At 60.4% G+C, this 24,567-nt stretch carries 23 protein-coding genes; 6 read left to right on the top strand and 17 right to left on the bottom strand.

The genetic code is table 11. The features are described 5' to 3' along the window. Positions 1-105: 105 nt before the first annotated feature. From glyS to ACK6D9_RS09630, 3 genes are all read right to left on the bottom strand, one after another. Positions 106-2,433, bottom strand: a complete 2,328-nt coding sequence (gene glyS / locus ACK6D9_RS09640) for a glycine--tRNA ligase subunit beta (RefSeq protein ID WP_412051498.1) — start codon at positions 2,431-2,433, stop codon at positions 106-108. Between the two features lie 356 nt (positions 2,434-2,789). Continuing rightward, positions 2,790-4,727, bottom strand: a complete 1,938-nt coding sequence (locus ACK6D9_RS09635; RefSeq protein ID WP_412051497.1) for a DUF2207 domain-containing protein — start codon at positions 4,725-4,727, stop codon at positions 2,790-2,792. Between the two features lie 26 nt (positions 4,728-4,753). After that, positions 4,754-5,314, bottom strand: a complete 561-nt coding sequence (locus ACK6D9_RS09630) for a LemA family protein (protein WP_412051496.1) — start codon at positions 5,312-5,314, stop codon at positions 4,754-4,756. Between the two features lie 290 nt (positions 5,315-5,604). On the opposite strand from ACK6D9_RS09630, the gene ACK6D9_RS09625 reads away from it, so the two are divergent. Further along, the gene (locus ACK6D9_RS09625) at positions 5,605-7,092 is read left to right on the top strand and encodes a diguanylate cyclase domain-containing protein (protein ID WP_412051495.1); all 1,488 of its coding nucleotides are present in this window, start codon (positions 5,605-5,607) and stop codon (positions 7,090-7,092) included. A gap of 120 nt (positions 7,093-7,212) precedes the next feature. Here ACK6D9_RS09625 and ACK6D9_RS09620 read toward each other — a convergent pair whose 3' ends face one another. From ACK6D9_RS09620 to ACK6D9_RS09600, 5 genes are all read right to left on the bottom strand, one after another. Beyond that, on the bottom strand, positions 7,213-8,160 hold the full coding sequence (locus ACK6D9_RS09620) for a glycine--tRNA ligase subunit alpha (RefSeq protein ID WP_412051494.1): 948 nt from the start codon (positions 8,158-8,160) through the stop codon (positions 7,213-7,215). Between the two features lie 174 nt (positions 8,161-8,334). Next, positions 8,335-8,526 (bottom strand): hypothetical protein, encoded by a 192-nt coding sequence (locus ACK6D9_RS09615; RefSeq protein WP_322990026.1) that lies wholly within the window; start codon positions 8,524-8,526, stop codon positions 8,335-8,337. A 99-nt stretch (positions 8,527-8,625) separates the two neighbouring features. Beyond that, positions 8,626-9,483, bottom strand: coding sequence for a S49 family peptidase (locus ACK6D9_RS09610; protein ID WP_322990025.1), 858 nt, complete (start codon positions 9,481-9,483; stop codon positions 8,626-8,628). 148 nt (positions 9,484-9,631) lie between these two features. After that, positions 9,632-10,537: a tRNA1(Val) (adenine(37)-N6)-methyltransferase gene (locus ACK6D9_RS09605; RefSeq protein ID WP_412051493.1), complete on the bottom strand. Its 906-nt coding sequence runs from the start codon at positions 10,535-10,537 to the stop codon at positions 9,632-9,634. Further along, entirely contained in the window at positions 10,537-10,770 is a 234-nt protein-coding gene (locus ACK6D9_RS09600; protein ID WP_322990023.1) for a DUF2007 domain-containing protein, read from the bottom strand. Before ACK6D9_RS09600 ends, ACK6D9_RS09605 begins: the two co-directional genes overlap by 1 nt. Positions 10,771-10,902: 132 nt before the next feature. Between ACK6D9_RS09600 and ACK6D9_RS09595 the strand changes: the two genes are divergently transcribed. The 3 genes from ACK6D9_RS09595 to ACK6D9_RS09585 all read left to right on the top strand — a co-directional run bounded on the left by ACK6D9_RS09595 (position 10,903) and on the right by ACK6D9_RS09585 (position 14,857). Beyond that, positions 10,903-11,919, top strand: coding sequence for a polyprenyl synthetase family protein (locus tag ACK6D9_RS09595; RefSeq protein WP_412051492.1), 1,017 nt, complete (start codon positions 10,903-10,905; stop codon positions 11,917-11,919). Between the two features lie 155 nt (positions 11,920-12,074). After that, entirely contained in the window at positions 12,075-13,943 is a 1,869-nt protein-coding gene (locus ACK6D9_RS09590) for a tetratricopeptide repeat protein (protein WP_412051491.1), read from the top strand. A 38-nt stretch (positions 13,944-13,981) separates the two neighbouring features. Beyond that, entirely contained in the window at positions 13,982-14,857 is an 876-nt protein-coding gene (locus tag ACK6D9_RS09585; RefSeq protein ID WP_412051490.1) for a 4-(cytidine 5'-diphospho)-2-C-methyl-D-erythritol kinase, read from the top strand. Between the two features lie 86 nt (positions 14,858-14,943). On the opposite strand, the gene ACK6D9_RS09580 is transcribed toward ACK6D9_RS09585, so the two are convergent. Next, positions 14,944-15,459 (bottom strand): glycosyl transferase, encoded by a 516-nt coding sequence (locus ACK6D9_RS09580; RefSeq protein WP_412051489.1) that lies wholly within the window; start codon positions 15,457-15,459, stop codon positions 14,944-14,946. 172 nt (positions 15,460-15,631) lie between these two features. Between ACK6D9_RS09580 and ACK6D9_RS09575 the strand changes: the two genes are divergently transcribed. Then, the gene (locus tag ACK6D9_RS09575) at positions 15,632-16,789 is read left to right on the top strand and encodes a PA0069 family radical SAM protein (RefSeq protein WP_412051488.1); all 1,158 of its coding nucleotides are present in this window, start codon (positions 15,632-15,634) and stop codon (positions 16,787-16,789) included. A 279-nt stretch (positions 16,790-17,068) separates the two neighbouring features. Continuing rightward, positions 17,069-17,707, top strand: coding sequence for a ribonuclease HII (locus ACK6D9_RS09570; protein ID WP_412051775.1), 639 nt, complete (start codon positions 17,069-17,071; stop codon positions 17,705-17,707). Positions 17,708-17,902: 195 nt separating this feature from the next. On the opposite strand, the gene ACK6D9_RS09565 is transcribed toward ACK6D9_RS09570, so the two are convergent. The 8 genes from ACK6D9_RS09565 to ACK6D9_RS09530 form a co-directional block, all read right to left on the bottom strand. Then, positions 17,903-18,382 (bottom strand): F0F1 ATP synthase subunit B, encoded by a 480-nt coding sequence (locus ACK6D9_RS09565; RefSeq protein WP_322988616.1) that lies wholly within the window; start codon positions 18,380-18,382, stop codon positions 17,903-17,905. 15 nt (positions 18,383-18,397) lie between these two features. Continuing rightward, positions 18,398-18,982: a F0F1 ATP synthase subunit B gene (locus ACK6D9_RS09560; protein ID WP_412051487.1), complete on the bottom strand. Its 585-nt coding sequence runs from the start codon at positions 18,980-18,982 to the stop codon at positions 18,398-18,400. A gap of 65 nt (positions 18,983-19,047) precedes the next feature. Further along, positions 19,048-19,275 carry a F0F1 ATP synthase subunit C gene (locus ACK6D9_RS09555; RefSeq protein WP_007196430.1) on the bottom strand — a complete coding sequence of 76 codons (228 nt, stop codon included), beginning with the start codon at positions 19,273-19,275 and terminating at the stop codon, positions 19,048-19,050. Between the two features lie 66 nt (positions 19,276-19,341). Continuing rightward, positions 19,342-20,091 (bottom strand): F0F1 ATP synthase subunit A, encoded by a 750-nt coding sequence (locus tag ACK6D9_RS09550; RefSeq protein ID WP_267655909.1) that lies wholly within the window; start codon positions 20,089-20,091, stop codon positions 19,342-19,344. 37 nt (positions 20,092-20,128) lie between these two features. After that, entirely contained in the window at positions 20,129-20,536 is a 408-nt protein-coding gene (locus tag ACK6D9_RS09545; protein WP_412051486.1) for an AtpZ/AtpI family protein, read from the bottom strand. Between the two features lie 238 nt (positions 20,537-20,774). Then, positions 20,775-21,953 (bottom strand): cell wall hydrolase, encoded by a 1,179-nt coding sequence (locus ACK6D9_RS09540; protein WP_412051485.1) that lies wholly within the window; start codon positions 21,951-21,953, stop codon positions 20,775-20,777. Between the two features lie 270 nt (positions 21,954-22,223). Next, positions 22,224-23,732 carry a ribosome biogenesis GTPase Der gene (der, locus tag ACK6D9_RS09535; RefSeq protein WP_412051484.1) on the bottom strand — a complete coding sequence of 503 codons (1,509 nt, stop codon included), beginning with the start codon at positions 23,730-23,732 and terminating at the stop codon, positions 22,224-22,226. Between the two features lie 40 nt (positions 23,733-23,772). Continuing rightward, positions 23,773-24,444, bottom strand: a complete 672-nt coding sequence (locus ACK6D9_RS09530; RefSeq protein ID WP_412051483.1) for a tetratricopeptide repeat protein — start codon at positions 24,442-24,444, stop codon at positions 23,773-23,775. Positions 24,445-24,567 lie beyond the last annotated feature (123 nt).

Here is a 24,567-nt window from a genome sequence, read left to right as displayed (position 1 = left end):
CTCCAGGGGTTGCCGGCTTCGGGCATTGTTGTTTTCTACACACGAACTCCGACCACAGGCTGCGGCTTCGGCTGACCGGTGAACCGTGCCAGCCTGCGGTGTAGGCTATCCGGCGATGCGGGAGAAGTCGGCAACTGCTCCGGTGGCCTGACGGATCATGGCGAGCAGTGCGAGGCGATTCGCCCGAACACTTTCAACTTCTGCGTTTACCAGTACTGCTTCAAAAAATGAATCAACGGGTTCACGTAAAGTGGCAAGTGCGCTCATGGCAGCGGAATAATCTTCATTCTCAATCGCTTGAGTCGCTGCGCTGACAGATTGATTCACTGCGGCAAAGAGGTTTTTCTCGGCATCGAACTCGAACAGCGCCGGATCAACCGTCTTGACAACAGCCGTGCCCTTCTTCTCCTCGGCGGCAAGAATATTGGCGGCGCGCTTGGCGCCGGCCAGCAGGTTCTTGCCGTCTTCGGTATCGAGGAAGGCACCCAGTGCTTCGACCCGACGGGTGATGTCGAACAGGTCATCGGAAGCCGGTGTAATCACGGCGTCGATCAGATCGTGGCGGGCGCCCTTGTCGCGGAGGTAAACCTTGAGGCGGTCGTGGAAGAAGGACAAGAGGTCCATATAGGATCGAGTAATAACAACTTGTATTTTATCTTTACGTTCAGGAGCAACATACTCCGCCCAAACCTGATCTACGAATCCTTGTTTAATCGCGCTACCACCGACAATTTCAGCAGCCTCCGAAAGCTCAAGAACGCGATCGTATGCGCTGTCCGAATTCCAAATTTCAATCGGAGTCGCAGCAAAGAATACTTCATAAAGCGACAACGAGATTTGATTTTCGACCACTATCCGGATCACGCCCAGCGCCGCGCGGCGCAGCGCATAGGGATCTTTCGATCCCGTCGGCTTTTCGTCGATGGCCCAGAAGCCGACCAGCGTGTCGAGCTTGTCAGCCAAGGCGACGGCGATCGACACCGGATCGGTCGGCACTTCATCTGACGGGCCTTGCGGCTTGTAGTGTTCTTCTAGAGCGGCTGCGACGCTCGCATTCTCGCCCTGCAGGCCGGCATAGATGCGGCCCATCACGCCCTGCAATTCGGGGAATTCGCCGACCACTTCGGTGGTCAGATCGGCCTTGGCAAGCAGTGCCGCGCGGGTGGCCAGCGCCGGATCGGCACCGACCGATGGCGCCAGTTCGGCTGCCAGTTTGGCGATGCGCTGAACGCGTTCGCCCTGGCTGCCTAGCTTGGCGTGGAAGGTGACGTTCAGCTGATCCAGGCGCGCCATGCGCTGATCGAGCGGTTTGGCCATATCGAGTCCGAGCTTTTCAGCCGAAGCTTCAAGCTTGGCCATGTCGGGCAGATTGGCCTGGTCGGTCGTCCAGAAATAGAGCGCATCGGAAAGCCGCGCGCGCACCACCTTGGCGTTGCCAAGGGCAATTTCCTTGCCGCCGTCGCTGGCCTCGATGTTGGAAACCAAGATGAACTTGTTGGACAGCCCGTTGCCGGGCTTCCTGAGCACGAAGCATTTCTGGTTGGTCTTGATGGTCAGCCGGATGATGTCGTCGGGGATCTGCAGGAAATCCTCCTCGAACTCGCCCATCAGCACCACCGGCCATTCGACCAGTCCGGAGACTTCATCAAGCAGCGCCTCGTCCTCGACCAGCTCCAGACCGGAGGCAAAGGCGAGGTTGCGGGCGTCGGAAAGAATGATTTCCTTGCGCCGGTCGGCGTCGAGCACCACATGCGCGCGCTCGAGCTTTTCGACGTAATCGTCAAACCGCCGCACGGTGAACGGATCGGGCGCGTGAAAGCGGTGGCCGGCGGTCTGGTTGCCGGCGACAAGACCATCGACGGCAAAGCCGATGACGGTCGGGTCCTCGGTTTCCGGGCCGAAAGTGCAGATGATCGATTGCAGCGGGCGCACCCATCTGAGCGCTTCGCCACCCTTGCCTTCGATGCCGTTGTAACTTGCCCCCTTGGGCATAGAGGCACTGCCCCAGCGCATTGATTTCGGCCAGGAGAAACCGCGAATGATGCCCGGCATCACGTCGGCGATGATCTCTTCGGCGGACCGGCCCGGCCGGGAAATGCGGGCCAGATAGAAATCGCCCTTCTTCGGATCGGTATGAATATGGGCCTCAGAAATATCGTTGAGCCCGGCCTTGCGCATGAAGCCGGCGATTGCCTGTTCCGGCGCCTTGGTGGATGGGCCCTTGATCTCGTCTTTGACATCCTTGGACCGGGCGGTCAGGCCGCGAACATCCAGCGTCAGCCGTCTCGGCGTCCAGTATTCGCGCGCGGCCTGGTAGGTCAGGCCCGCGTCAACCAGTGCGTCGGTCACGGATTTGCGCAAATCGCCGGCAGCCTTGCGCTGCATGCGTGCGGGAATTTCCTCGGAGCGGAGTTCAATCAGTAGGTCGGGCATGGGATATCCTGCAATCGGAATTCGGCCGGGACTTAGCAAGCCCGGCCGGAAATGTCATCTGTCGATTGAGGATTATCCGCCCAAAGCGGGATGCGGCCGGCACGAGAAAGGGGCGACAACGATGCTCGGCTCAATCGAGCGACTGGCCGCAGGCACACCAGAAACAGCTCTTTCTGTCCTCAACCTTGATGCGAATGGGGACGGTTCCGGCGGCGTGCCCCTTTGGTCATGGCGATATCTGTCCCTGTCTCCGTGCCCGTAATTGCCGGTCTCGAGACGCACACCCACCGGCAGTGCAAGCCCGGCACCGGTTAAACGCCGCGTCACCATGGAAATTCAGAGCTGCATGCGCGGGGCTACCAGCCACCGCCGCCGCCGCCGCCGCCGCCGCCACCAGACGAGCCGCCACCGGACGAACCGGACGAACTCTTGGGTGCGGGCATGGACGCAGCCATTGCCGCCGATACCGCCGCCACCGACGAGGCCGCTGCCGCACCGATATTGCCGGGAGACCAGGAATTGCCGTGGTACCAGCCGGGCTGATAGTCATTTGCACGGTCCGGCGCGACCCGCGCCAGATGCGAAGCCCATGCTTCAGACCAGGGTTTTTCAACACCCAGGCCGGCCGCATAGGGCAGAAACCGCTCAAACAGTTCCTCCGACATCTTCGGCGCGTCACGCAGGTTGAGCCGGTTGGTTTCGGCGGTTTCGAGATAGAGCTTGAAACCCTTGATATCGGCAAGAACCTTGGCGCCAAGCCTGGTCGGCGCGCCCAGCAGCCAGAGCATCAGGATAATGACCGCCATGCCGACAACCACAAGCGCGGCCGCCAGGCGATAAATCGGCACATCGCCGGGTGTCGCCACCACCGCGGCCCCACCCAGAAACACCACGGTACCGATGATGAGCAGCAGGCCGCCAAAGATCCGGCGGACAAATCCGGCCCCGGGGCTTCTGAACACTATCCGGCCGACGACCCAGATGGCGCCGCCAAACAGCGATGTGAACAGGGCCATGATCAAGTACCCAAGCCCCGATTTCGGCGGGTCCTGCAGAATGATACCAACGACGAATGTAACGATCGCGATGACGACACCGAAAGCGAACCAGGCGGTGTTGGCACGGTAATATTTGCCTTGATATTCGTCCTGTATGGCGCTGCGCAGGGCCATCTGCGCACTCTGCAGGGTCGGGCCATTGTGTTTGTCGAGATAGATTTCAGACCGGTTGCCGAGCAGCCCCGAATAGAGCGCGTTTTCGCCTGCAGGCAAGGCAGGCTGGGGGTGCTTGTTGGCGACAGGTCCACGTTTGAAAACGATGTTGCCGTCTTTGTATTCGTCGATTGTCAGGAAACGTTTAACGCCCAGCGATAAAAGTGCTGCGATGAACGACAGGTCAGCCCCCCTGGCGCCCTGGCGAAACCGGTTGAAGTGGGCGTAGGAAAGTGCTGCCGGCGAAAGATTGTCGGGCGCATGAAACAACGGAATGATCGGCGGCGACGGCGGATCACGGCCAACCTTGTTCCAGGCATAGAGAAAATAGGCCGGAACGCCGAGCCAGCCCAGGATCAGCAGAAATATGCCAAAATTGCTGCCCAGGCTTGCAGATGCGCCGTCCGCATCCGGCGTGACCACGCCCTTGGAAAAGCCGACCGCGATGGTCATTCCCTCCTCGGCGCCGAGTGGACGGGTCAAAACAAAACGGACATCGGAACTGCCGTTAATCGACCCCGTGTAGTTGCCACCGGTGGCGCCAAAGGCGCCGGTATATGCGGCCACATGGTCCTTGAGCACACGGGCACCATCGGGCAGATGCACACGGGCTTCGGCTGCGAGAATCGGAAAGCTCCAGAAATTGCCGGTCACGTTCCAGTAAAGCTCGTCATAGTCATCGAAAAACCGCAGCTGCCGGGTGGTCAGATAGCGGATCGTGTAGGTGTGTACGCCGTGCGGGATGATGGTATCGGCATCGCCTATATAGATTCTGAAAAACCGACCCTGCCATTCAGTGCTGTAGGGCGACGGCTGACCGTTGTGGAGCACCTCGATGAGGTCGAAACCGTTCTCGGACCAGAGCCCCCACTCATCAAGCGCGCGCAACGGAATATCGCGATAAATGCCGCGCCGGATGTCGCCACCCTCGGCATTGACCGTGATCGTCTCGGTGACCTCAATCGCCGCATCGGTGCGAACCTCGATGTCGGCGATGTAGGAGCGTATTTCCTCGCGCGCCGTGGCTGCTTGCGGAACAAGCAGCACACAGCAGGCAACGATCGCGATAAGCCAATGCCGCATGGTCTGGTCCCCCTGACGAAACTTTCTTACTGGAAAGAAACCTTGGGAACGGCGCGGTCGGCCTCTTCCTCGATTTCGAAATACTCGGCTTTGACGAAACCGAACTGGTTGGCAATCAGCACCGAGGGGAAGGTTTCCACCGAGACATTAAGATTGCGCACGGCACCGTTGTAATAGCGCCGGGACATTGAAATCTCGTTTTCGGTCTCTTCGAGAGCCTGCTGGAATTCCCTGAAATTCTCGCTGGCCTTGAGGTCGGGATAGCTTTCAGCGACCGCCATCAACCGACCAAGCGCACCGCTCAGCGCACCTTCGATCGAAGCCCTCTGCTCGGGAGAGCCGGCGTTTCCGGCGACAGCCTGGCTGCGCAGTCGGGTGACTTCCTCGAGAAGTTCCTTTTCGTGCGACATATAGCCTTTGACTGCTTCGAGAAGATTGGGAATCAAATCCGCCCGCCGCTTCAATTGAACGTCAATGCCGCTCCAGCCCTCTCCCGCCATCTGGCGGTTCTTAACCAGCGTGTTGTAGAGCGAAACTCCATAGAGCACGATGCCAGCCAGCACCGCCAAAATAATCCAAGTCATCATGCGCCATTCTCCCCATGGTTATCGATTTGCCCAGGCACAACCGAACAGGATTGGGACCTTATGCCGGAAGCCCGGAAAAATCCACGGGACACGGCAAGTAAACCGGTGTCGTTAAAATGAATTTTGCAGATTGCGGCTCCCTGTCAAAATTGACCTGCGCAACGATTTTCAACGAGGTTTTGTCAAGCATTGCTTTACCATTGGCGACCAATAATCCGCGACTATGAATCAGACGCGTCCGGCAGCAAAACAAGCTTGGCGTTTTTTCTCTGGATAGGGACGCGGGTAGAATGAATTATTCCGACACCAGCATCTTCGATTTGGCGCCGATTGCGATGTGGATCGAGGATTTTGGCGACGTCAAGCTGCTGTTCGACCGTTGGCGCGCTGACGGTGTCACGGACATCCGTGCCTATCTGAAGGAAGATGTTTCGCGTGTCGCGGCCTGTTCGGCGGCAATCCGGGTCCTCAAGGTGAATCAGAAGACGCTGGAGCTGTTTGAAGCTGACAGCCAACAGCATCTCACCGACAATTTGTCGGTCGTGTTTCGCGACGAAATGCTCGAGAGCCATGTCAATGAGCTTGCCGAGTTGTGGGACGGGAAAACCGAATTCCTCAGCAATTCAGTCAATTACTCGCTTTCCGGCCGGCGCATGGACATCCTGCTTCGCGGCGCTGTGTTGCCGGGCCACGAGCAGACGCTGGACCGGATCCTGCTGACCACCGAAGATGTAACGGTACGCGAGGATGCGCGCCGGAACGAAATCAAGAGCCGCCGTTATGCCGAGGGCCTGTTTGAATATTCGCCGGTATCGCTCTGGGTCGAGGATTTCAGCCAGATACGGAACCTGCTTGAAACGATCCGCGAACGCGGTATCGACGATTTTCGCGTGTTCATGGATGTGCATCCGGAATTCGTGCAGCAATGCATGAGCGAAATCCGGATCATCAATGTCAATCAAGCGACGCTCGACCTGTTCTGCGCGCCCGACGTTCAGACGTTGTTGCAGCGCCAGATCGAAATCTTTCGCGATGAAATGGAAAAGCCTTTCAGAGAGCAATTGATGGATCTCTGGGAGGGACGCCTGTTTCATTCCCGGGAGGTGGTCAACTATGCGCTTGATGGAACCGTGCGGCATATCCTCTTGCATTTTTCGGTGCTGCCTGGGCACGAAAACGACTGGGCACAGGTACAGGTCGCACTTACCGACATTACCGCGCGCAAGAAGGCCGAAGCCTATCTCGAATATCTGGGCAAGCACGACGTGCTGACCAAGCTGCACAACCGCGCCTTTTACAAGGACGAAATGAACCGCCTCGAGCGCAAGCCGCTGCGTCCGGTGTCGGCTATCGTGATGGATCTTAATGGCCTCAAGGACGCCAACGACCAGCTTGGCCACGACGCCGGAGATGCGTTGTTGCGCCGGTTCGGCGAAGTACTCAACTCGGTTGTGTCACGTCCCAATCATGCCGCCCGTATCGGCGGCGATGAATTCATCGTCTTGATGCCCGGCGCCGACAAGAAAACTGCCGCCTCCGTGGTCGAGACCATCAATGAATTGCTGCACATCAACAACCAGTTCTATTCCAATGCGCCGATCAGCGTCTCCATCGGCGTGGCTACCAGTCAGGATGGCGAATCGATGGAGGATCTGGTCAAGCGGGCGGACCGGTTGATGTATGAAGACAAGCGCGCCTACCACAAGAACCGCGCGTTCGATGAACTACAGGACGGACATACGTCCGTCACCTCCAACAACTCGATCTCCGCGGCCTGAAGCACAGCTGGCGGCGCGCCCGGGAACGACCTGCGTCGTCTGCGGTCTGTTGTACCGCGAAGCCTTGCACCTGCTACCAGGTAAACAAGGCTTCACGACGCGCTTGCGCGATGTGGGGTATTATTGCGCCGCCTGAAGGAACTGAGCGCCGCCGGCATCGGTCAGCAGGAATGCCTCGCCGCACTGCCGCGAGAGATTGCGGACCCGCAAAATGTAGCCCTGACGTTCGGTCACGGAAATGACACCGCGGGCATCCAGCAGGTTGAACACGTGGCTTGCCTTGATGCACTGGTCGTAAGCCGGCAGTACGCATCTGTGCAGTGAGCCGGGCTCGGTCGGCGCGCCTGCTTTAAGAATGGCTTCGCATTCCTTCTCGGCGTCCTCGAAATGCTTGAGCAGGATCGCCGTATCAGCCATTTCGAAATTGTAACGGGAATATTCCTGTTCGGCCTGCAGGAAAACATCGCCATAGGTGACCTTTTCGGCACCTTCCCGGCCGTTGAAATTGAGATCGTAGACATTGTCGACGCCCTGAACATACATCGCCAGACGTTCGAGCCCATAGGTCAATTCGCCCGCCACAGGTGCACATTCGATGCCGCAGACCTGCTGGAAATAGGTGAACTGGCTGACTTCCATGCCGTCGCACCAACATTCCCAGCCGAGCCCCCAGGCGCCGAGCGTCGGGCTCTCCCAGTCATCCTCGACAAAGCGGATGTCATGCAGCAAGGGATCGATGCCGATGGCGGCCAGCGAGCCCAGATAGAGCTCCTGCAGGTTCGACGGGTTGGGCTTGAGGATGACCTGATATTGATAATAATGCTGCAGCCGGTTGGGATTTTCGCCATAGCGGCCATCCTTGGGACGGCGCGAGGGCTGCACGTAAGCGGCGTTCCACGGCTTGGGCCCGAGCGCCCGCAAAGTCGTTGCCGGATGAAACGTGCCGGCGCCGACTTCCATGTCGTAGGGCTGAAGGATCACACAGCCATAATCCGCCCAATAGCGGTGAAGGGCCAGGATCAGGCCCTGGAACGAACGGGTGGGATGGTTGTGATCGGCAACGGTCATGGCTTGGGTCCGGATGAAACGCATGGTTCTCCCGCCGCCTCTACTGCGTCCGGGAAGTGTCGCGACAGGTGCCATGGCTCATCATCACGGTCAAGGGTGCGCAGATGATGCAAGCGCATACGCAGGCACCCCGACCGCCGAGATTTGTGTGGCCGGCACCGGTATGCTGCACGCCTACTCGTCGGGTTTGCGCAACCGGTATTCACCTGTTTCAGGGTCTTCGATCAACGTACCTTGAGCGCCCGACCGGGTTTCCTTTTCCGCCGCGCGCACTCTGGCGCTGACGCGCGCAGCCTCGGCCACGAACCGTTTGTACCCCAACCAGGCAACGGCACCTACGGTGGCAAGCAGAAGAAGCTGCGGCATGTTGCGATCCCTTCCCAGTTTCCGGGCCAGTTTCCGGGCCAGTTTCCAGGCCTATTTTCGAGCCAGTTTCCCGGCCTCGTGTTCGAACCCGGTTTGCGGTTACAGCCCGTAGCGCGACCAGAGCGCCCGTTCATCCAGCGCATTCAACCCTGCTTCGCCCATCCCGGCAAGCGCTTCGGCGGCCATCCCCGCGGAAACACCCGGCGTGCGGCGGCCAAACATGCCGCGTTGCGGCGCGATCAGCCGCATTTTCACCTTGTCGCCATAGCGATCACGCAGGGTTGAGCGCAGATCGCCCAGTCCATCGACCAGGCCCAACTCGATGCCGCGGATCGCCGTCCAGAACCGACCGGTGAAGAGGTCCGGATCGTCCTTGAGACGGCTGCCGCGGCTGTCCTTGACCAGATCGATGAAGACCTTGTGGATGTCGAGTTGAAGTTCCTTGAGGTAGGCGATGTCGTCGGGATTTTCCGGTTGGAACGGATCGAGCAGCGACTTGTTCTCACCGGCGGTGTAGACCCGGCGCTCGACGCCGATCTTGTCGATCAATCCGGTAAAGCCGAATCCAGCGGAAATCACCCCGATCGAGCCGACAACGGAGGACGGGTCGGCGATGATTTCGTCACCAGCGCAGGCGATCATGTAACCGCCGGAGGCCGCGACATCCTCGACGAAGACGAGGACCTTCTTGTTCTTTTCAGCCGCCAGATCGCGGATACGCTTGTAGATAAGCCGCGACTGCACCGGCGAACCGCCCGGTGAATTGACCATGATCGCTACCGCCGGCGCCTTCTTGTCTGCAAAGGCGCGCGCCAGCAGCGGTGCAGCCTGGGCAATATTGAGATTGGAACGGAACTGGCTGCCGCCGGCCATGATCGCGCCATGCAAGCGAACCACCGGGATGACAGTGACATCCTTGCGGTAACGGGCAGGCAGAAACGAATTCAAAGAAACCATGGCAAACAAATCCTGTTGTCAGCGATGCGCAGCAGCATCGGCCCGGAGAGCCGTTCCCCGGTCCAACCCATGTATGTCTTTTCGGCTTCAGTGCAATGGCACGCGCAGACCGGACTCACCTATTTCGGCGCGCACGTCGAAGCCGGAATCAACGTGGAGGCCGGATTTTCGAGCGCCGCGTCCAGGCGACACGGCCATTACTGAGATCACTCATCTGCGGTGACAGGGCATGGCCGGGTCCATCATGAAGCAAAATCTGATCGCGCAGCAGCATGCGCGCACGGCTTCCCTTGATGGCGGTGACGAGGATGCGGATGGCGTCGTCGCCAATACGGGGGCGGACGGGGGTTATTTCAACGCCGCCAAAGCGCTTGCCCATCCCCATGAGGATGTCGCCCAATGATTCGGGCCGGGCGATGATCGAGACCTGCCCTCCGGGCTTGAGGATGGCGTTGGCGGTTCTGAGCCAGCGCTCGAACAGATCCTCGATTTCCATGGCGTGGGCTTCGGCCTTGAGCGGATCGGGCGTCTTGCGATCCCGGCCGGAATTGAAGGGTGGGTTCATGATCACGTAGTCATGGGCCTCGTCGGCAAGCCCAGCAGCCCGGCGCTGGGCTCCGCGCAACGTCACATCCGCCTCGATCACACGGGCCCGCGCTGCCAAATGGGCGTTGGCTGCCAGTTCCAATGTGGCACGTGCGCAATGCGCCATCGCTGTGGCCCGTTCGACCAGCACCACTTCGAGATCGGTGAGACGGGATGCCGCCGCAAGCCCCGCAGCGCCGGCGCCTGCGCCCAGGTCGGCAAGCGAACCGCGTGCGGCCTCAGGCACCGTCGCCGCCAGAAGCATGGCGTCCATGCCGGCGCGATGGCCGGCGCCTGACGGCTGCAGCAGGTGGAAAGCGCCATTGTGGAATGCATCGACGGTAAAGCCGGCAGGCACTTGGCCGGGATCAATACCGGCGCTGGTCGCGGCAACGGTGGCACGCTCCTCGCCGCACTGCCCGGAAGCCGGTGCCGGGACCACGCCGATGCTGATCTCAGGTTCGGGCATCAACTGCCGTTCCATGGTCTGAGCTCGGCCTCAAGACCGGCGTCAATGACGATGCGGCGGGCCTGAGTGGCCATCTCTGTCTCCACCAGGATGCGCCGCGGGATCACCCCCACCGAGCCCTCGAGAATGCTCATACCGCTGTCGGCGACCATGCAACCAATGCCGGCATCGCGCATCAGGCTCTCGACAAAGGAGATGAGCACCGGATCGTTGGTGCGGATGAGATCATGCATGGTCTGTCCTCTTCATTCCTTTGTTTCATCCCATTGTATGACTTATCAAGCCCCACCGCGCCAAATCGCCGCTTGCGATGGTGTTCGGCGCTGAATATTGTGGCTCGGAACATGCAACAGGAGTCCAGTCCCTTGGGCGTAGTGATATCACTGGAAGACGGAAACCGCCGCGATGCCTCGGTCAAGCCGCTGGTCGACAACACACGTGCCGACATGGACCGGGTCAACCAGTTGATCCTGTCCAAGGCCGGGTCGGACGTGGCGATGATTCCGGAGGTTGCCAACCACCTGATTTCGTCGGGCGGCAAACGGCTCAGACCGATGCTGACGCTCGCCTCGGCGACCATGTTCGGCTATGACGGTGAAGCCCATGTAAAGCTCGCCACGGCCGTCGAATTCATGCACACGGCGACATTGCTGCACGACGATGTGGTGGACGAAAGCGACCTCAGGCGTGGCCGCTCGACGGCGCGGATGATCTGGGGCAACCAGGCCAGCGTGCTGGTGGGCGATTTCCTGCTCGGCCAGGCCTTCAAGATGATGGTCGAAGTCGGCTCGCTCGATGCACTCGACGTGCTGTCGACGGCGGCGGCTGTGATTGCCGAAGGCGAAGTGCTGCAGCTCTCGGTGGCCAAGAACATGGAAACCACCGAGGATGATTACTTGTCGGTGATTCGCGCCAAGACCGCGGCGCTGTTTTCGGCGGCCTGCGAGGTCGGGCCGATCATTGCCGAGGCCAGCAAGGCCGAGCGCAATGCGCTCAGATCCTACGGCATCAATCTCGGCCTGGCGTTCCAGTTGATCGACGACGTGCTCGACTATGGCGGCTCGGCCAGTGACCTGGGCAAGAATGTCGGCGACGATTTTCGCGAAGGCAAGATCACCCTGCCGGTGGTGCTGGCCTACCGCCGCGGCAACGAATCAGAACGGGCGTTCTGGCGCGAGGCCATCGAAGGCGGCAATAGCGACGAGCAGGCGCTGGAAAAAGCGCTCGGGCTGATCACCAAATATGGCAGCCTGAAAGACACCACGGCACGGGCCGAACATTATGCATCGATTGCCCGCGATGCGCTGGCGCCGTTGCCTGACTCGGAACAAAAGGCAGCGCTGCTGGAAGTCATCGCGTTTTGCATCAACCGGGCGAGCTAGATGTTTGACGGCAGGTAACGCCTGAATTGATGCAGCCATCATGCCAACATGCAGTACCACTCTTGTCGCACTGCGCCAAAAAAGCCATGGTGTTGGGTAATTATGCCTCGGCAATGGGCCGGTGCATGGCCAGATCGAACATGAGGCACGACTTGATGCGGCGACACATGACAGCCCGGTTTGCGGCCAGCCTTGCGCTGGGCGTTTTTCTATCCATCGGTGGGGCAACGAACGCACTCGTCACCCCGGCCGCTGCCGCGACCGACGATGAACAGCCGAACTTTCTTGGTTTTGCCGGCGCATTCCTGGCCGGTCGGACCGCCGACTTCGACAACGACACCGGTCACGCCATCGAATATTACCGCAAGGCGCTGGAGTTCGACGCGGAAAACACCGATGTCAAACAACGGCTGATGGTGGCTCTGTTTACCGATGGGCGGTTCACCGAAGGCGCCGCGCTGGCACGGGAACTGAAGGACGACCCGGCGGTCGCCCAGATTTCACGGCTGGCGCTTGCGGTCGAGGCCACGGCAATGCGGGAATACCGCAAGGCCGGCACACTGCTCGACCCTGAAGACAGCAACCCGATCGACCGGCTGCTCAACACGCTGCTGAAGGCGTGGGCCGATTTCGGCGATGGCAAGGGCGAGGCCGCGCTGACATCCATCCTGGCGCTGGACGGATCACCCTGGTACCCGGTTTTCACGCGCTACCATGCTGGCGCAATGGCGCTCGCCTTGGGTAAGAAGGCCGAAGCTCGGGCTCATTTCAAGGAGCTTGTCGCCGACCCGCAAGGCGGCGGAGCTGCACCTGACACCTATATTCGTACGGTGATGGCGCTCGCCAGCTTGGAAGCCAGGGACGGCAACAAGCGCGCAGCGCTGGACACGCTGGCCGCCGGTGAGGAATTTTCGCCCGGCTACGCACCGCTGGCTGCGCTGCGGCAGGTGATCATGGACGACGGCAAGCCCGAGCCCGGCGTAAAGACCGCCCAGCAGGGCGCAGCTGCCGTGCTGTTCACGCTTGGCAGCGCGCTCAACCGCGAAGGTGCAGAGGAAACGGTTGCGGTTTATCTGCAATTTGCCCGGGCGCTGGACCCTAACAACGCGGCAACACTGGTCATCCTTGGCGGGCTGAAGGAACGGCTCGGCAAGATCGATGACGCCATCGCGCTTTACTCGGAGGTGCCCGAGAAATCGCCGATGCGCCGGGTATCGGAACTGCAATTGGGGCTGGCGCTTGCCGACCAGGGCCGCAACGCCGAGGCCAAGGATCATCTCAAGGCGCTGATCGCATCGGACCCGACCGATATCAGGAGTTACCTCGCCTATGGCAGCGTGCTGTCGCAGGACAAGGATTACGCGGAAATGGCGCTCAATTACGAGACCGCCATCGCGGTGGTTGGACCAACGCCGACGCGCAACGACTGGAACCTGTTCTTTCAGGCCGGCATCGCCCAGGAACGGCTGAAGCAATGGCCACGGGCCGAGTTGCATTTCAAACGCGCGCTGGAACTGTTTCCGGATCAACCACAGGTCATGAACTACCTGGGCTATTCTTGGATCGACATGAACATGAACCTCAAGGAGGGCATGGATCTGATCCGTGCTGCTGTCGATCTGAGGCCAAATGACGGCTACATCGTCGATTCGCTGGGCTGGGCGCATTACCGGCTCGGCCAATATGACGATGCGGTGCGCGAACTCGAACGCGCGGTCGAGCTCAAGCCGGCCGATCCGACAATCAACGATCACCTCGGTGACGCCTATTGGCGCGTCGGCCGCAAGCTCGAAGCCACCTTCCAGTGGAAACGGGCGCTTACCAATGAACCTGACGAAGAACTCAAGCCGCAGATCGAGCAGAAGCTGAGCGACGGATTGCCGGCTGACGATGGGGCGATGCCGGCAACGGCGGAAACCGGGCCCAAGGACAGCGGAGCGATTGTGCCCGATGCCGGTGCGGCGGGCGCGGACAAGAAAAGCGATCTGGGACCGGATAGCGGCAAAACCGTTCAGCAAGGCTGACCGGGCTTGCCGCCCGGCGACAGTTCGAGACACACTTGATGCTGACAGCTAATGCCCCGGCCAAGATCAATCTCGCGCTGCACGTGACCGGACAGCGGACTGACGGCTATCACCTGATCGAGAGCCTAGTGGTATTCACCGAGCTCGGGGATCAGGTGTCAGCTGATCTGGCAGATGCGGATTCATTTGATCTTGTCGGACCTGAAGCAGGCGCTTTGTCGCGACTTTCATCTGACAACAACCTGGTGACCCGGGCGCGTGACGCACTGCGCCAGGCTGCGCACGCCGCCGGTCATGCGGCGCCTGCGGTGCAAATCAGGCTTAACAAGCGGCTGCCGGTAGCCTCGGGCATCGGGGGCGGATCTGCCGATGCGGCGGCGGCTCTTCGGCTACTCGGGCAGCTGTGGAATTTTCAACCGACCGCCGATGTGCTTTCGGAAATCGCGCTCGGCCTAGGCGCAGATGTGCCGATGTGCCTGGTTTCACGGCCGCTGATTGCCTCGGGCATTGGCGAAAAGATCGATCCGCTCAAAATCAGATTCAGTCTCGATGTAGTGATTGTCAATCCGCGTATCGGGGTGTCGACGCCCACGGTCTTTTCCGCGCTTCAGAGTCGCCAAAATCCGCCGCTGCCGCTTCCGGGACACCTGGATGACCGAGGCGCGTTGGCGGCTTTCCTAGCGGCCAACCGCAACGATCTTGAATTGCCGGCGCGGCAGATGGTGCCGCAGATATCCGCCTGTCTGGCAGCACTTGACGACACCGGCGCGTCGTTTGTCCGCATGTCGGGATCGGGCGCCAGCTGTTTCGGGCTCTACGACAATGCGCAGGCCGCGGGAGCTGCGGCAACGGCAATCAGCGCTTCCCGTCCCGACTGGTTCGTTGCCGCGACACGGACCCTGCCCGCGGAGTAGGATATGACAAACACCGCGCTACATTTCTGACATGCCGGCACGGACCAATTCCCGAGAACATCCTCTTCAGCGCTGCCATGGTCGCTTCAACCGAGTGACAACACTGCGGCCGGAACGATCTCGCAATTGAGCCGCTTCATCGCCAGGCCACGCCCCAGACTTTCGAGTGTATAGCCGGATTTGGCATTGGCGATAGCCTGGGCCTTGGGGATCAGCACGCCGTGTTCCAGAGCCGAAGCACGACGGCGAAACCGCGCCAGAAATGGCAAGCGATGCTCCCGTGACGGACTCATTCGCGCCGCCTTTCCGCCGACAGCCAGATGCTGGCCGATGTGATCGATCCAGCCGAGCAACGGACGGGCGCCTGGCTCCAGCAGCAACAGCCAGTCGCCGCGCGCCGAACGCACCACATCTCGAAGATCGGGATCTTCGAGAAACCTGCACCCGGCCGCATCGGCAAGCTGTGCGGTGCCGTCGCTGGAGCCACGATCGAGGATCACCACCTCAGCCACCAACCCTTCGACCGCACCGGCGACAAGCACCGACAATGTCGCCGCAAGCGCGCTTTCCTGGTCCTTGCATTCAATAAATACGCTGATCATCGCCCCTTCTAGTCGATGATTGGACGATAGGCCAGAAGCCCGTTCAGACTGCGGCGGTTGTCACGAACATGGATTCTGAATTTTGTTCTTGCTTTGTTCGTTTACTACGCCTAGGAATATAATCACGATTACCGCCCTGAACCCTAGCCCCACTCATGCGCATGGAGGTGTCATGCCCAGTCTTTCATCTTTGAAGCAGACAGCCTTTGCGCCTGGACTGCAGGCAGTGGAAGCCGATGCGCTGGTCAAAGCCAGCGGCTTTCGGGTGACCGACGACCGGATACGCGGACGTGGCGCCGGGCTCAACATGACCGGCCGTTATGAGCTCAAGACCCGTGAAGTCTTTGATGATGGGTGGAGCAGCCTGGAGGATCTGGCGCCGTTCAAGACCGAAGTGCAGGTGGAAAAGCCGCGCACCATCATTACCCGCAATCAGTCGCCGGACCTGTCGTTTGATCGCTCGATCAATCCCTATCGCGGCTGCGAACACGGCTGCGTCTATTGTTTCGCCCGCCCCTCCCACGCCTATATGGGATTGTCGGCAGGGGTGGATTTCGAAGCCAGGCTTTTTGCCAAGCCGGATGCACCGCGGCTTCTGGAGCGCGAGCTGTCGCGGCCCGGCTACAAGGTGCAGCCGATCGCCATCGGCACCAATACTGATCCCTATCAGCCGATCGAGCGGCAATGGCGCATCATGCGGCAATTGCTCGAAGTTCTCGAGGCCGCCGGGCACCCTGTGGGGATTGTCACCAAATCGGCACTGGTGACACGTGACATCGACATCTTGTCGCGGATGGCCTCAAAGGGGCTGGCGCGGGTGGCGCTGTCGGTGACAACACTGGACCGAAAGCTGGCTCGGACCTTGGAGCCGAGGGCCTCTACCCCAGAAAAGCGGCTTGAAGCAATGCGCGCGCTTTCCGATGCCGGCATTCCGGTTTCGGTGATGGCAGCCCCGGTAATCCCGGGCCTCAATGATCACGAAATCGAACGCATTCTCGATTCTGCCAAGGCAGCGGGCGCCGATGCCGCCGGTTACGTGATGTTGCGCCTGCCGATCGAGGTCAGCCCGCTGTTCCGCGACTGGCTGCTCAGGCACTACCCTGACCGCTACCGCCATGTGATGTCGCTGATCCGCTCGATGCGGGGAGGCAAGGATTATGACGCCGAATTTGGCAAGCGGATGCGCGGGACCGGGCCCTATGCCTGGCAGATTGCCCGTCGTTTCGATCTCACCGCAAAGCGGCTTGGGCTCAACCTGCGCAAGACACAGCTGAGAACCGACCACTTCATCCCGCCTCGTGGCGAAGGAGTGCAACTGAGTCTGTTGTGAGACTTGCCTGGCCGGTGGCACGGAAGCTCCCTTCAGGCCAAGCGCAGGCGCATATGCGGCGCTGAAAGTCCCACCGAGCGACCTTTGCGTGTTCTGCGAACCCGCGGCGCTGGTTGGGAGTGTCGAGCGACCTTCGCGTGTTCTGCGAACGCGCGGCGCTCTTGTGAAATCCGGACCGCCCACCGTCCCCGTCCAGGCGGTCCGGCGCCCGTGCGGCCTCCCGTCCCGAGCCGCCGGGCCTTGCAGAGGATCGGGCGGGTGTGCGAGCTTTGCCGCAACATGACCCGCACCCCGCCCGATTCCCTGTTTCCTGATTACCCGACGATGCCCGATGACCGCTTCGAGCGGCATTTGGCAGCGCATGGGCTTGTGGCCGGGCTCGATGAAGCCGGACGTGGCCCACTTGCGGGACCCGTGGTCGCTGCCGCAGTAATTCTCGATCTGCAAGCCCTGCCCGACGGGCTCAATGATTCCAAGGCGCTGTCGAAGAAGGCCCGCGAACGATTATTCGAGGATATCCTCGCCACATCCACGGTTTCCATTGCCAGCGCCTCGGCGCGGGAAATCGAGGCCACCAATATCCGTGCCGCAAGTCTCACTGCAATGAGCCGGGCATTGCACTCTCTGCCGCTGATGCCAAGTTATGCGCTGGTCGATGGCCGCGACATACCGCCAGGGTTCAAATGCCCGGCGCGGGCGCTGATCAAGGGAGATGCACGTTCACTGTCGATTGCCGCAGCCTCAATCATCGCCAAGGTGACGCGCGACCGGATGATGACGCGCGCTGCCGCAATCTACCCGGCCTACGGGTTTGACAGCCACATGGGCTATGGATCCGCTCGGCATCTTGCAGCGATTGCCGATCACGGGCCCTGCCCGCTTCACCGGATGACATTTCGTCCGTTGCGCAAGGACTAGAGTGGGCAGTTCTCGAACGGGCCTGGCTGAGCATCTCCGGGCATTCTATCGCGCTACTGGCGTCAGTGGGCCGACAAGTCCACCGCATACGCCCAATACCCAAACAGCCCGAGTGCGGCCGCGGCAAGCTGCGCGTGAATCAAAAAAGGCCAGGATCAGATCCCGGCCTCAAATGCTGTTTATCAGGCGTATGCGTCAGTTGAGCTGCTTCTTGAATTCCTCAAGCGACGATTTGAACAGGCTGCCGGAAACCTTGCTGTCGACCTTTGCGCCGATCAGGTTTTCGGCCGCTGTAATCGCCAGATCGACGGCTGAAGCGCGAACCTCGTTGATCGCATCGGCTTCGGCCTGGCGGATTTTCTGCTCGGCCATCGCGGTACGACGGCTGACAAATTCCTCGGTCTTGACCTTGGCTTCCTCGCGCAGAAGCGCAGCTTCCTTTTCAGCAGCGCTGAGAAGGCCTGCAGCCTCAACTTCGGCTTCCTTGCGCTTGCGCTGATATTCGGCAAGCAACTGCTGGGCTTCTTCGCGCAGCTTGGTGGCCTGTTCGAGTTCATTGCGGATCTGGTCGGACCGTTTGTCCAGCGCAGCGGCCAACATCGCAGGCACTTTGACGTAAGCCAGAATGCCCAGGAAGATGACAAGACCGATAAAGGCCCAGAATGTTGCGTCCATGGTCGTCTCTCCCGCTTACTTGCCGGATGCAGCGCGGATCGCGGAGGCGACCTCGGCTTTGGTCACGGAGCCGCCAAGCAGATGCTTGACCACATCCGTGGCAGTTGTCTCGGCGATGGCGTCGACATCGGCCAGTGCCTTTGCCTTGATAGCGGAGATGCTTTTCTCGGCATCTACCATCTTGGTTGCGATTTCGGCTTCGTTCGCTGCCCGTTCGGCATTGGCAGCAATCTTGGCCTTTTCACGGGCGGTTTCGGCAATGGCAGCGGCCTTTTTGCGGGCTTCTGCCAGTTCCTGCTCATAAGCGGCAATTGCGTTGTCGCTCTCTTCCTTCAGCCGATTGGCCTCATCGAGATCCTGGGCAATCCGGTCACGCCGGTGTTCCAGGATTCCACCGATCCGGGGCACAATGACCCGCGCCATCAGCAGATAGAACACACCGAAGGTGATCGCCAGCCAGAGCAACTGCGAGGCAAAATATTCGGGGTTGAAGGGCGGAAATACGCCGCCGCCATGGGCGTCGCCGCCGACCGCGCCGGTTTCCGAATGGGTCCCTTCGGTAGGGTTGGACTCGGCGTAAGCCGGGGTCACAACAAACATGGTCACCTCCAGATAAACCGCCACGCCGGAAAGCCGGCGTGGCAAGCCTGATCAACGTTCGTCTATTAGACGGCGAAGAGCAAAAGGAGAGCAACGAGCAGCGAGAAGATGCCCAAGGCTTCGGTCACGGCAAAGCCGAAAATCAGACGGCCGAACTGGCCGTCGGCTGCCGACGGGTTGCGCAGGGCGCCCGACAGGTAGCTACCGAAGATGTTGCCCAGGCCAATGCCCGCGCCGCCCATGCCGAGGCAAGCGATGCCGGCACCGATGTACTTTGCTGCTTCTGCTTCCATGATTGAACTCCTTTGGAATGGGATAATGCAACTGTTGTTTGGCGGCAATCCGCCGGTGAAGTGATCCTAGTGGCCCGGATGCAGGGCGTCGTTGAGGTACAGGCAAGTCAGTACCGCAAAGACATAGGCCTGCAGAAAGGCAACGAGGAATTCGAGGGCGGTCAATGCCACCGTCATCAGCAGCGGCAAAAGTGCGCCGCCTATGCCAAGTGCGCCCATGCTGCCAAGCGACACGACAAACCCGGCAAAAACTTTCAGGGTGATGTGGCCTGCCAGCATGTTGGCGAAAAGACGAACAGACAGGCTGACCGGGCGCGACAGGAAGGAGATGATTTCAATCAACACCACCAGCGGCAGCAACATGCCCGGCACGCCCTGCGGCACGAACAGCTTGAGGAAGCCCAGCCCGTGTTTCCAGAAGCCGTAGACCACCACGGTGCCGACAACGAACATCGACAATGCGAAGGTAACGATGAGATGGCTGGTGATCGTAAAGAAGTAGGGAAACAGGCCGATCAGGTTGGCGACGAGCACGAACATGAACAGCGAGAACACCATCGGGAAGAAACGCATGCCCTGCGATCCGGCCCCATCACGCAGCATCGAGGCCACGAATTCGTATGACATTTCCGAGACCGACTGCAGCCGCGATGGCACCAGCCCGCGATTTGCTGTGGTCAGGAACAGAAATCCGGCCGCCAGGGCAACCGTACCGACCATGAACAGCGAAGAATTGGTGAACGACAGGTCAAGCCCGCCAATCTCAATGGGAACAAGCTTGCTGATCTGGAACTGGTGAATTGGATCGGTGGCCACCTGACGCCTCTTTCTCACTACCCGGACTATCCGGACCTTATTGCCTGTCGTCTTCTTCGCGTCCACCGGCCTTGTTGCGCCCTGTCGAGTCTGACTGGGCAACCGCGCCGGTCGAGCGCAGAACATTGAGCACTCCGGCACAAAACCCCAGGAGCAGAAAAACAATCATGCCCCAGGGCGCTGTGCCCATAAACTTGTCGATCAGATAGCCAAGCAGCGCTCCAACGATCACGCCGGCGATGAACTCGCTCGACAATTTGACCGCAAGCGCATAGCCGTTGGCAGCTTCCTGGTTTGAGATCTTCTTCGGATCCACCTTGCGGCGGGCGAGAAGTTCGGCATCCAGGCGCTGACGACGGACGTCAAGGCTTTCCGACCGGCCCGCCTCCCTGCCATCGCTTTCACCCGGGTTTTCCGGGCCGTCAGACCCGCGCTTTTCATCCATGGATGCGCATCCCCGACACACCAGCGACAGCCGAAAAAGGCCGCTTCGAAGTCGGGCGCAACATAGTTTTAGGCTTGGGCATAGTCAAGGCGCGGAGGGCGCATCATATTGACCATTTTTTCTCATGTTTTTCAAACACTTGAAATAAGACGACGGCGTCTCGCTACGGAAGTATCAGAAAAACTTGGCGCTTGCGGAGAGACTCACACGGAGCTGTCGGCATCCTGCCATGGCATAATCACGACCAGCCGCCACCATAGGTGACATAGAAGATATGCAGACCGATGCGGCCAACCTTGCGCATCTTGCGGGCCCAGGGAGGGCTGACATAGGTGGCGTGGTAGTGGGTGGCGGAGCCGACCTGGTCAAGCCAGATCTTGCCTGCGGTGGTGGCAAGCGCAATTTCCTCGGCCATTTCCCAATGCTTGGGCGAGCGGACACGATCCTTGATACCGTCGCAGGCAAAGGAGAACTGGCAGCGATTGCGCCAGGTTTTATTTTGATAGACCACACCGCAAATGGTGTTGGGGTAGGTCGGATTGCGGACCCGGTTGAGAATCACTTGGGCGACAGCAGCCTGGCCTTTAACGTTCTCGCCACGGGCTTCGAAATAGATACCGGCAGCGAGGCAGCGTTGCTCGGCTTCCGAAAACGCCTTTGCCGGCAGCGGCGTCGCGGCCCAATCATGATCCAGCTTGCCAACCGGCGGGATGAAGCGGCCGCGCTTGGTCTCTTCGCGCAGCACCGAGCTAAACGGTGACTGGCGCGCATAGTCCGGTGCCGGCGGCGCATAGGCGGTGGCCAGAATGTCGGCGTTGTCGTTGGTCACCAGACTTGCCAGCATGGCCGGAACTTGCGGCGCGGCCTTCTGCTTGCCGGTGGTATAGAAAGCGGTGGCAATCTTGAATTCCTTGCCGCGAATGTCAGGCTTCAGGAATGCCATTGCATCCTTGGCGTCATCGGCCGGACGCAGGAGGTTGGACTGGCGCTCGAGCACGGAGCCCGCGGAAAAATCCTTGGGTGGCTGCACCGGGGCAACAGTCATCACCCTGCCCTTCTTGAGCGATCGGGTAACCCGTTCTTCGTCCGGACGCGGATCGGCAACACCGATCTTGCCCTGAAAGGCGATCTTGTCGCCATTGGCCAACGTGACGCCTGCTCCCGATGCGGTAGACGCCGTCAGGATCGGATCTACGAAGGTAAGTTCGGCAGCCTGGATGGAACCTGCAGGCGACGCGGTGAGGTTGGTCTTCCAGCGGCTATCGGCGCTTTCGCCGCCAGCCAGCATGGTGGCCATATCGGCATGGGAGGTAATGGTGGGGGTTGAGACAAATGCCACGAGACCGAAAATTACGGGCGCGGACAGACGGCTAAACAGCGAACGGCCGCTGCCGGGCAAACGAGTCTTCTGACGCAAAACAACTACTCCGCAACTCAAGGAACACGTACGGGAAACTACGGTCGAGAATGGAGCATTAACCTTGATGGAGCGTTAATCGCGGCACGGGTTTGGCAAATCAGCTCGAAATGCAGTGAGCCCTTATGTAGCTCTGGTGGCGTTATGGCCGTCAAAACGCCGAATCTTCGCCGCGACCGTGCCGCATGGGCACCAAACGCAGCGAAGTCGGCCCTTGATCTCATGCAGGCAGGATATCGCCGGATTGCGCTCATATGAGCGCTTCCTGCATCAACTGCTGCGGCGCTTTGGCGCGAGCTTTCCCGATTTTGTGGCCCTGGCCGACTTTTTCGGCATCAGCGAAGGCCGTTTGGCCTTGCCATCCTTCGGCGCATAGGGGTTGGCACCGCTGCGATAGACCACACGCAGGGGAATCCCGGGCATGTCAAAATCCTTGCGCATCGAATTGAGCAGATAGCGGGTGTAGGATTCAGGAACCGCTTCAGGCCGGGTGCAGGAAATCATGAAGCCCGGCGGGCGGGATTTTATCTGCGTCATGTATTTGAGCTTGAGGCGGCGCCCCGACACTGCCGGCGGCGGGTGATGGCCCTGCGTATGATCCAGCCAACGGTTGAGCTTGGCGGTCGAGACGCGCTTGTTCCAGGTCCTGTGGACCATGGCGATGTTTTCCATCAGCTTGTCCAGCCCGTCACCGGTCTGGCCTGCCACTGTCACCGCGCGGATGCCGCGGATCTGCGGCAACAGGCGTTCGGTCATCTCGCGCAATTCGGCGAGCTTTTCCTGGCGGTTTTCGATCAGGTCCCATTTGTTGAAGGCAATGACCGGCGCACGGCCTTCGCGCACCACCAGATCGGCGATCTGCAGGTCCTGCTTTTCGAACGGAATGGTCGAATCAAACACGATCACCACGACCTCGGCAAAGCGGATGGCGCGCAGCGCATCGGCCACCGACAATTTCTCCAGCTTTTCCTGAACCCGCGCCTTGCGACGCAGCCCGGCAGTGTCGAACAGTTTGATCTTGCGGCCTTGCCACTCGAAATCGACGGCAATGGAATCGCGGGTGATCCCGGCCTCCGGGCCGGTCAGCAGCCGCTCCTCGCCCAAAAACCGGTTGATCAGGGTCGACTTGCCGGCATTCGGGCGGCCGACAATGGCAACCCGCAGCGGCTTGGTTTCGTCATATTCGGGACCTTCATCCTCATCATCCGCATCGCCGGGAATCGGGATGTCGACATCGGTAATAGCCTCGCCCAACGGGCCATCCTTGGATGGAATGCAACGTTCCTCGCCGAAAGCTTCGACAATGGCATCGCGCAGATCGAGCATGCCGCCGCCATGTTCGGCCGAAATCGGACAGGGTTCGCCCAAGCCCAGACGAAAGGCATCATACATGCCTGATTCCGAGCCCTTGGATTCGGCCTTGTTGGCAACCAGCACCACCGGCTTGCCGCGTTTTCTCAGGATATCGGCCAGCAATTCGTCGGCTGGAGTCAGCCCGGACTTGGCGTCAATCAAGAACAGCGCTCCGTCGGCTTCATCCATTGCCGCCTCGCTTTGCGCCCGCATTCGGCCTTCAAGCGTGTCAGGTCCTGCAACTTCAAGGCCCGCGGTGTCGATCATGCGGAACCGCAGGTCGACCAGCTTGGCGTCGCCCGGACGGCGATCGCGGGTCACACCCGGCGTGTCGTCAACCAGCGCCAGCTTGCGTCCCGCAAGCCGGTTGAACAGCGTCGATTTGCCGACATTGGGGCGCCCGACAATGGCAAGAGTGAGGCTCATGATTGCTCCTTGCCCGAAGGCGCGGCTAAGGCACGGGCGTTCAGGGTGTGCCGCCACGTGCGGCAATCAGGTCAAGCATGATGCCGGCGCGCGTTGCGATGCCATTGGGGGACTGGGTGTCGGCGGCGATGTCGCCAAACCACTGCGCGGCCTTGGCCAGATCGCCAGCCTTGAACGCGGCGGTTCCCAGTGCTTCACGGGCCGAGTGGCGGGCCGGGTTGCCCGGAACTGCCAATTGCTCGACTTCAGCGGAAACATCAGCGTAGCTGCCATGGTCAACCAGAAGGTAGGCCGCCCGCAGCCGTGCCGCGTCGCGGATCGCCTGGGGCTGCGAGGAATCCTTGGCAACCGATGAAAACGCAGAAATTGCCGCCGCCGTGTCGCCCTTGTCGGCAAGCACGGTGGCCGCACGCATCTGTGCCAGCACCGGATAGGAGCCGTAACCGCTCTTTTCAATTTCCTGGAAGCCGGCAAGGGCCGCATCGGCATTGCCGTCGCGCGCCTGTTCGAGCGCTGCCAGAAACGCATCGCCGGATTCTGCCGCCGTGGTTTCTTTCCAGTGTTCCCAGCCGCGCAGGCCTGCGGTGATCGCCACGATGGCAACCGCGGCGCCGACGATGACGAACCGGAAGCGCTTCCACAGCGATTTCATGAGATCCGAGCGCAGGTCGTCATTGACCTCGCGGATGAATGTTGAATTGTCGTCGCTCATTGCGTCACCGGCACGTGCCGGTCCTCTCAAAAGTCTTGCCGCTCGCGGCGTTCCGTGTGGCCTTCTAACCGATTTTGCAGCATCTGTAAGGGGGGGCTGTGACGAAAGCTAGGCGGCCCGCAC

Source organism: Hoeflea sp. Naph1 (genome assembly GCF_046837775.1).
Taxonomy (GTDB): Bacteria; Pseudomonadota; Alphaproteobacteria; order Rhizobiales; family Rhizobiaceae; genus Hoeflea.
Note: the sequence above shows the minus strand (reverse complement) of the source record. Positions and strands in the feature narration are given on the sequence as shown.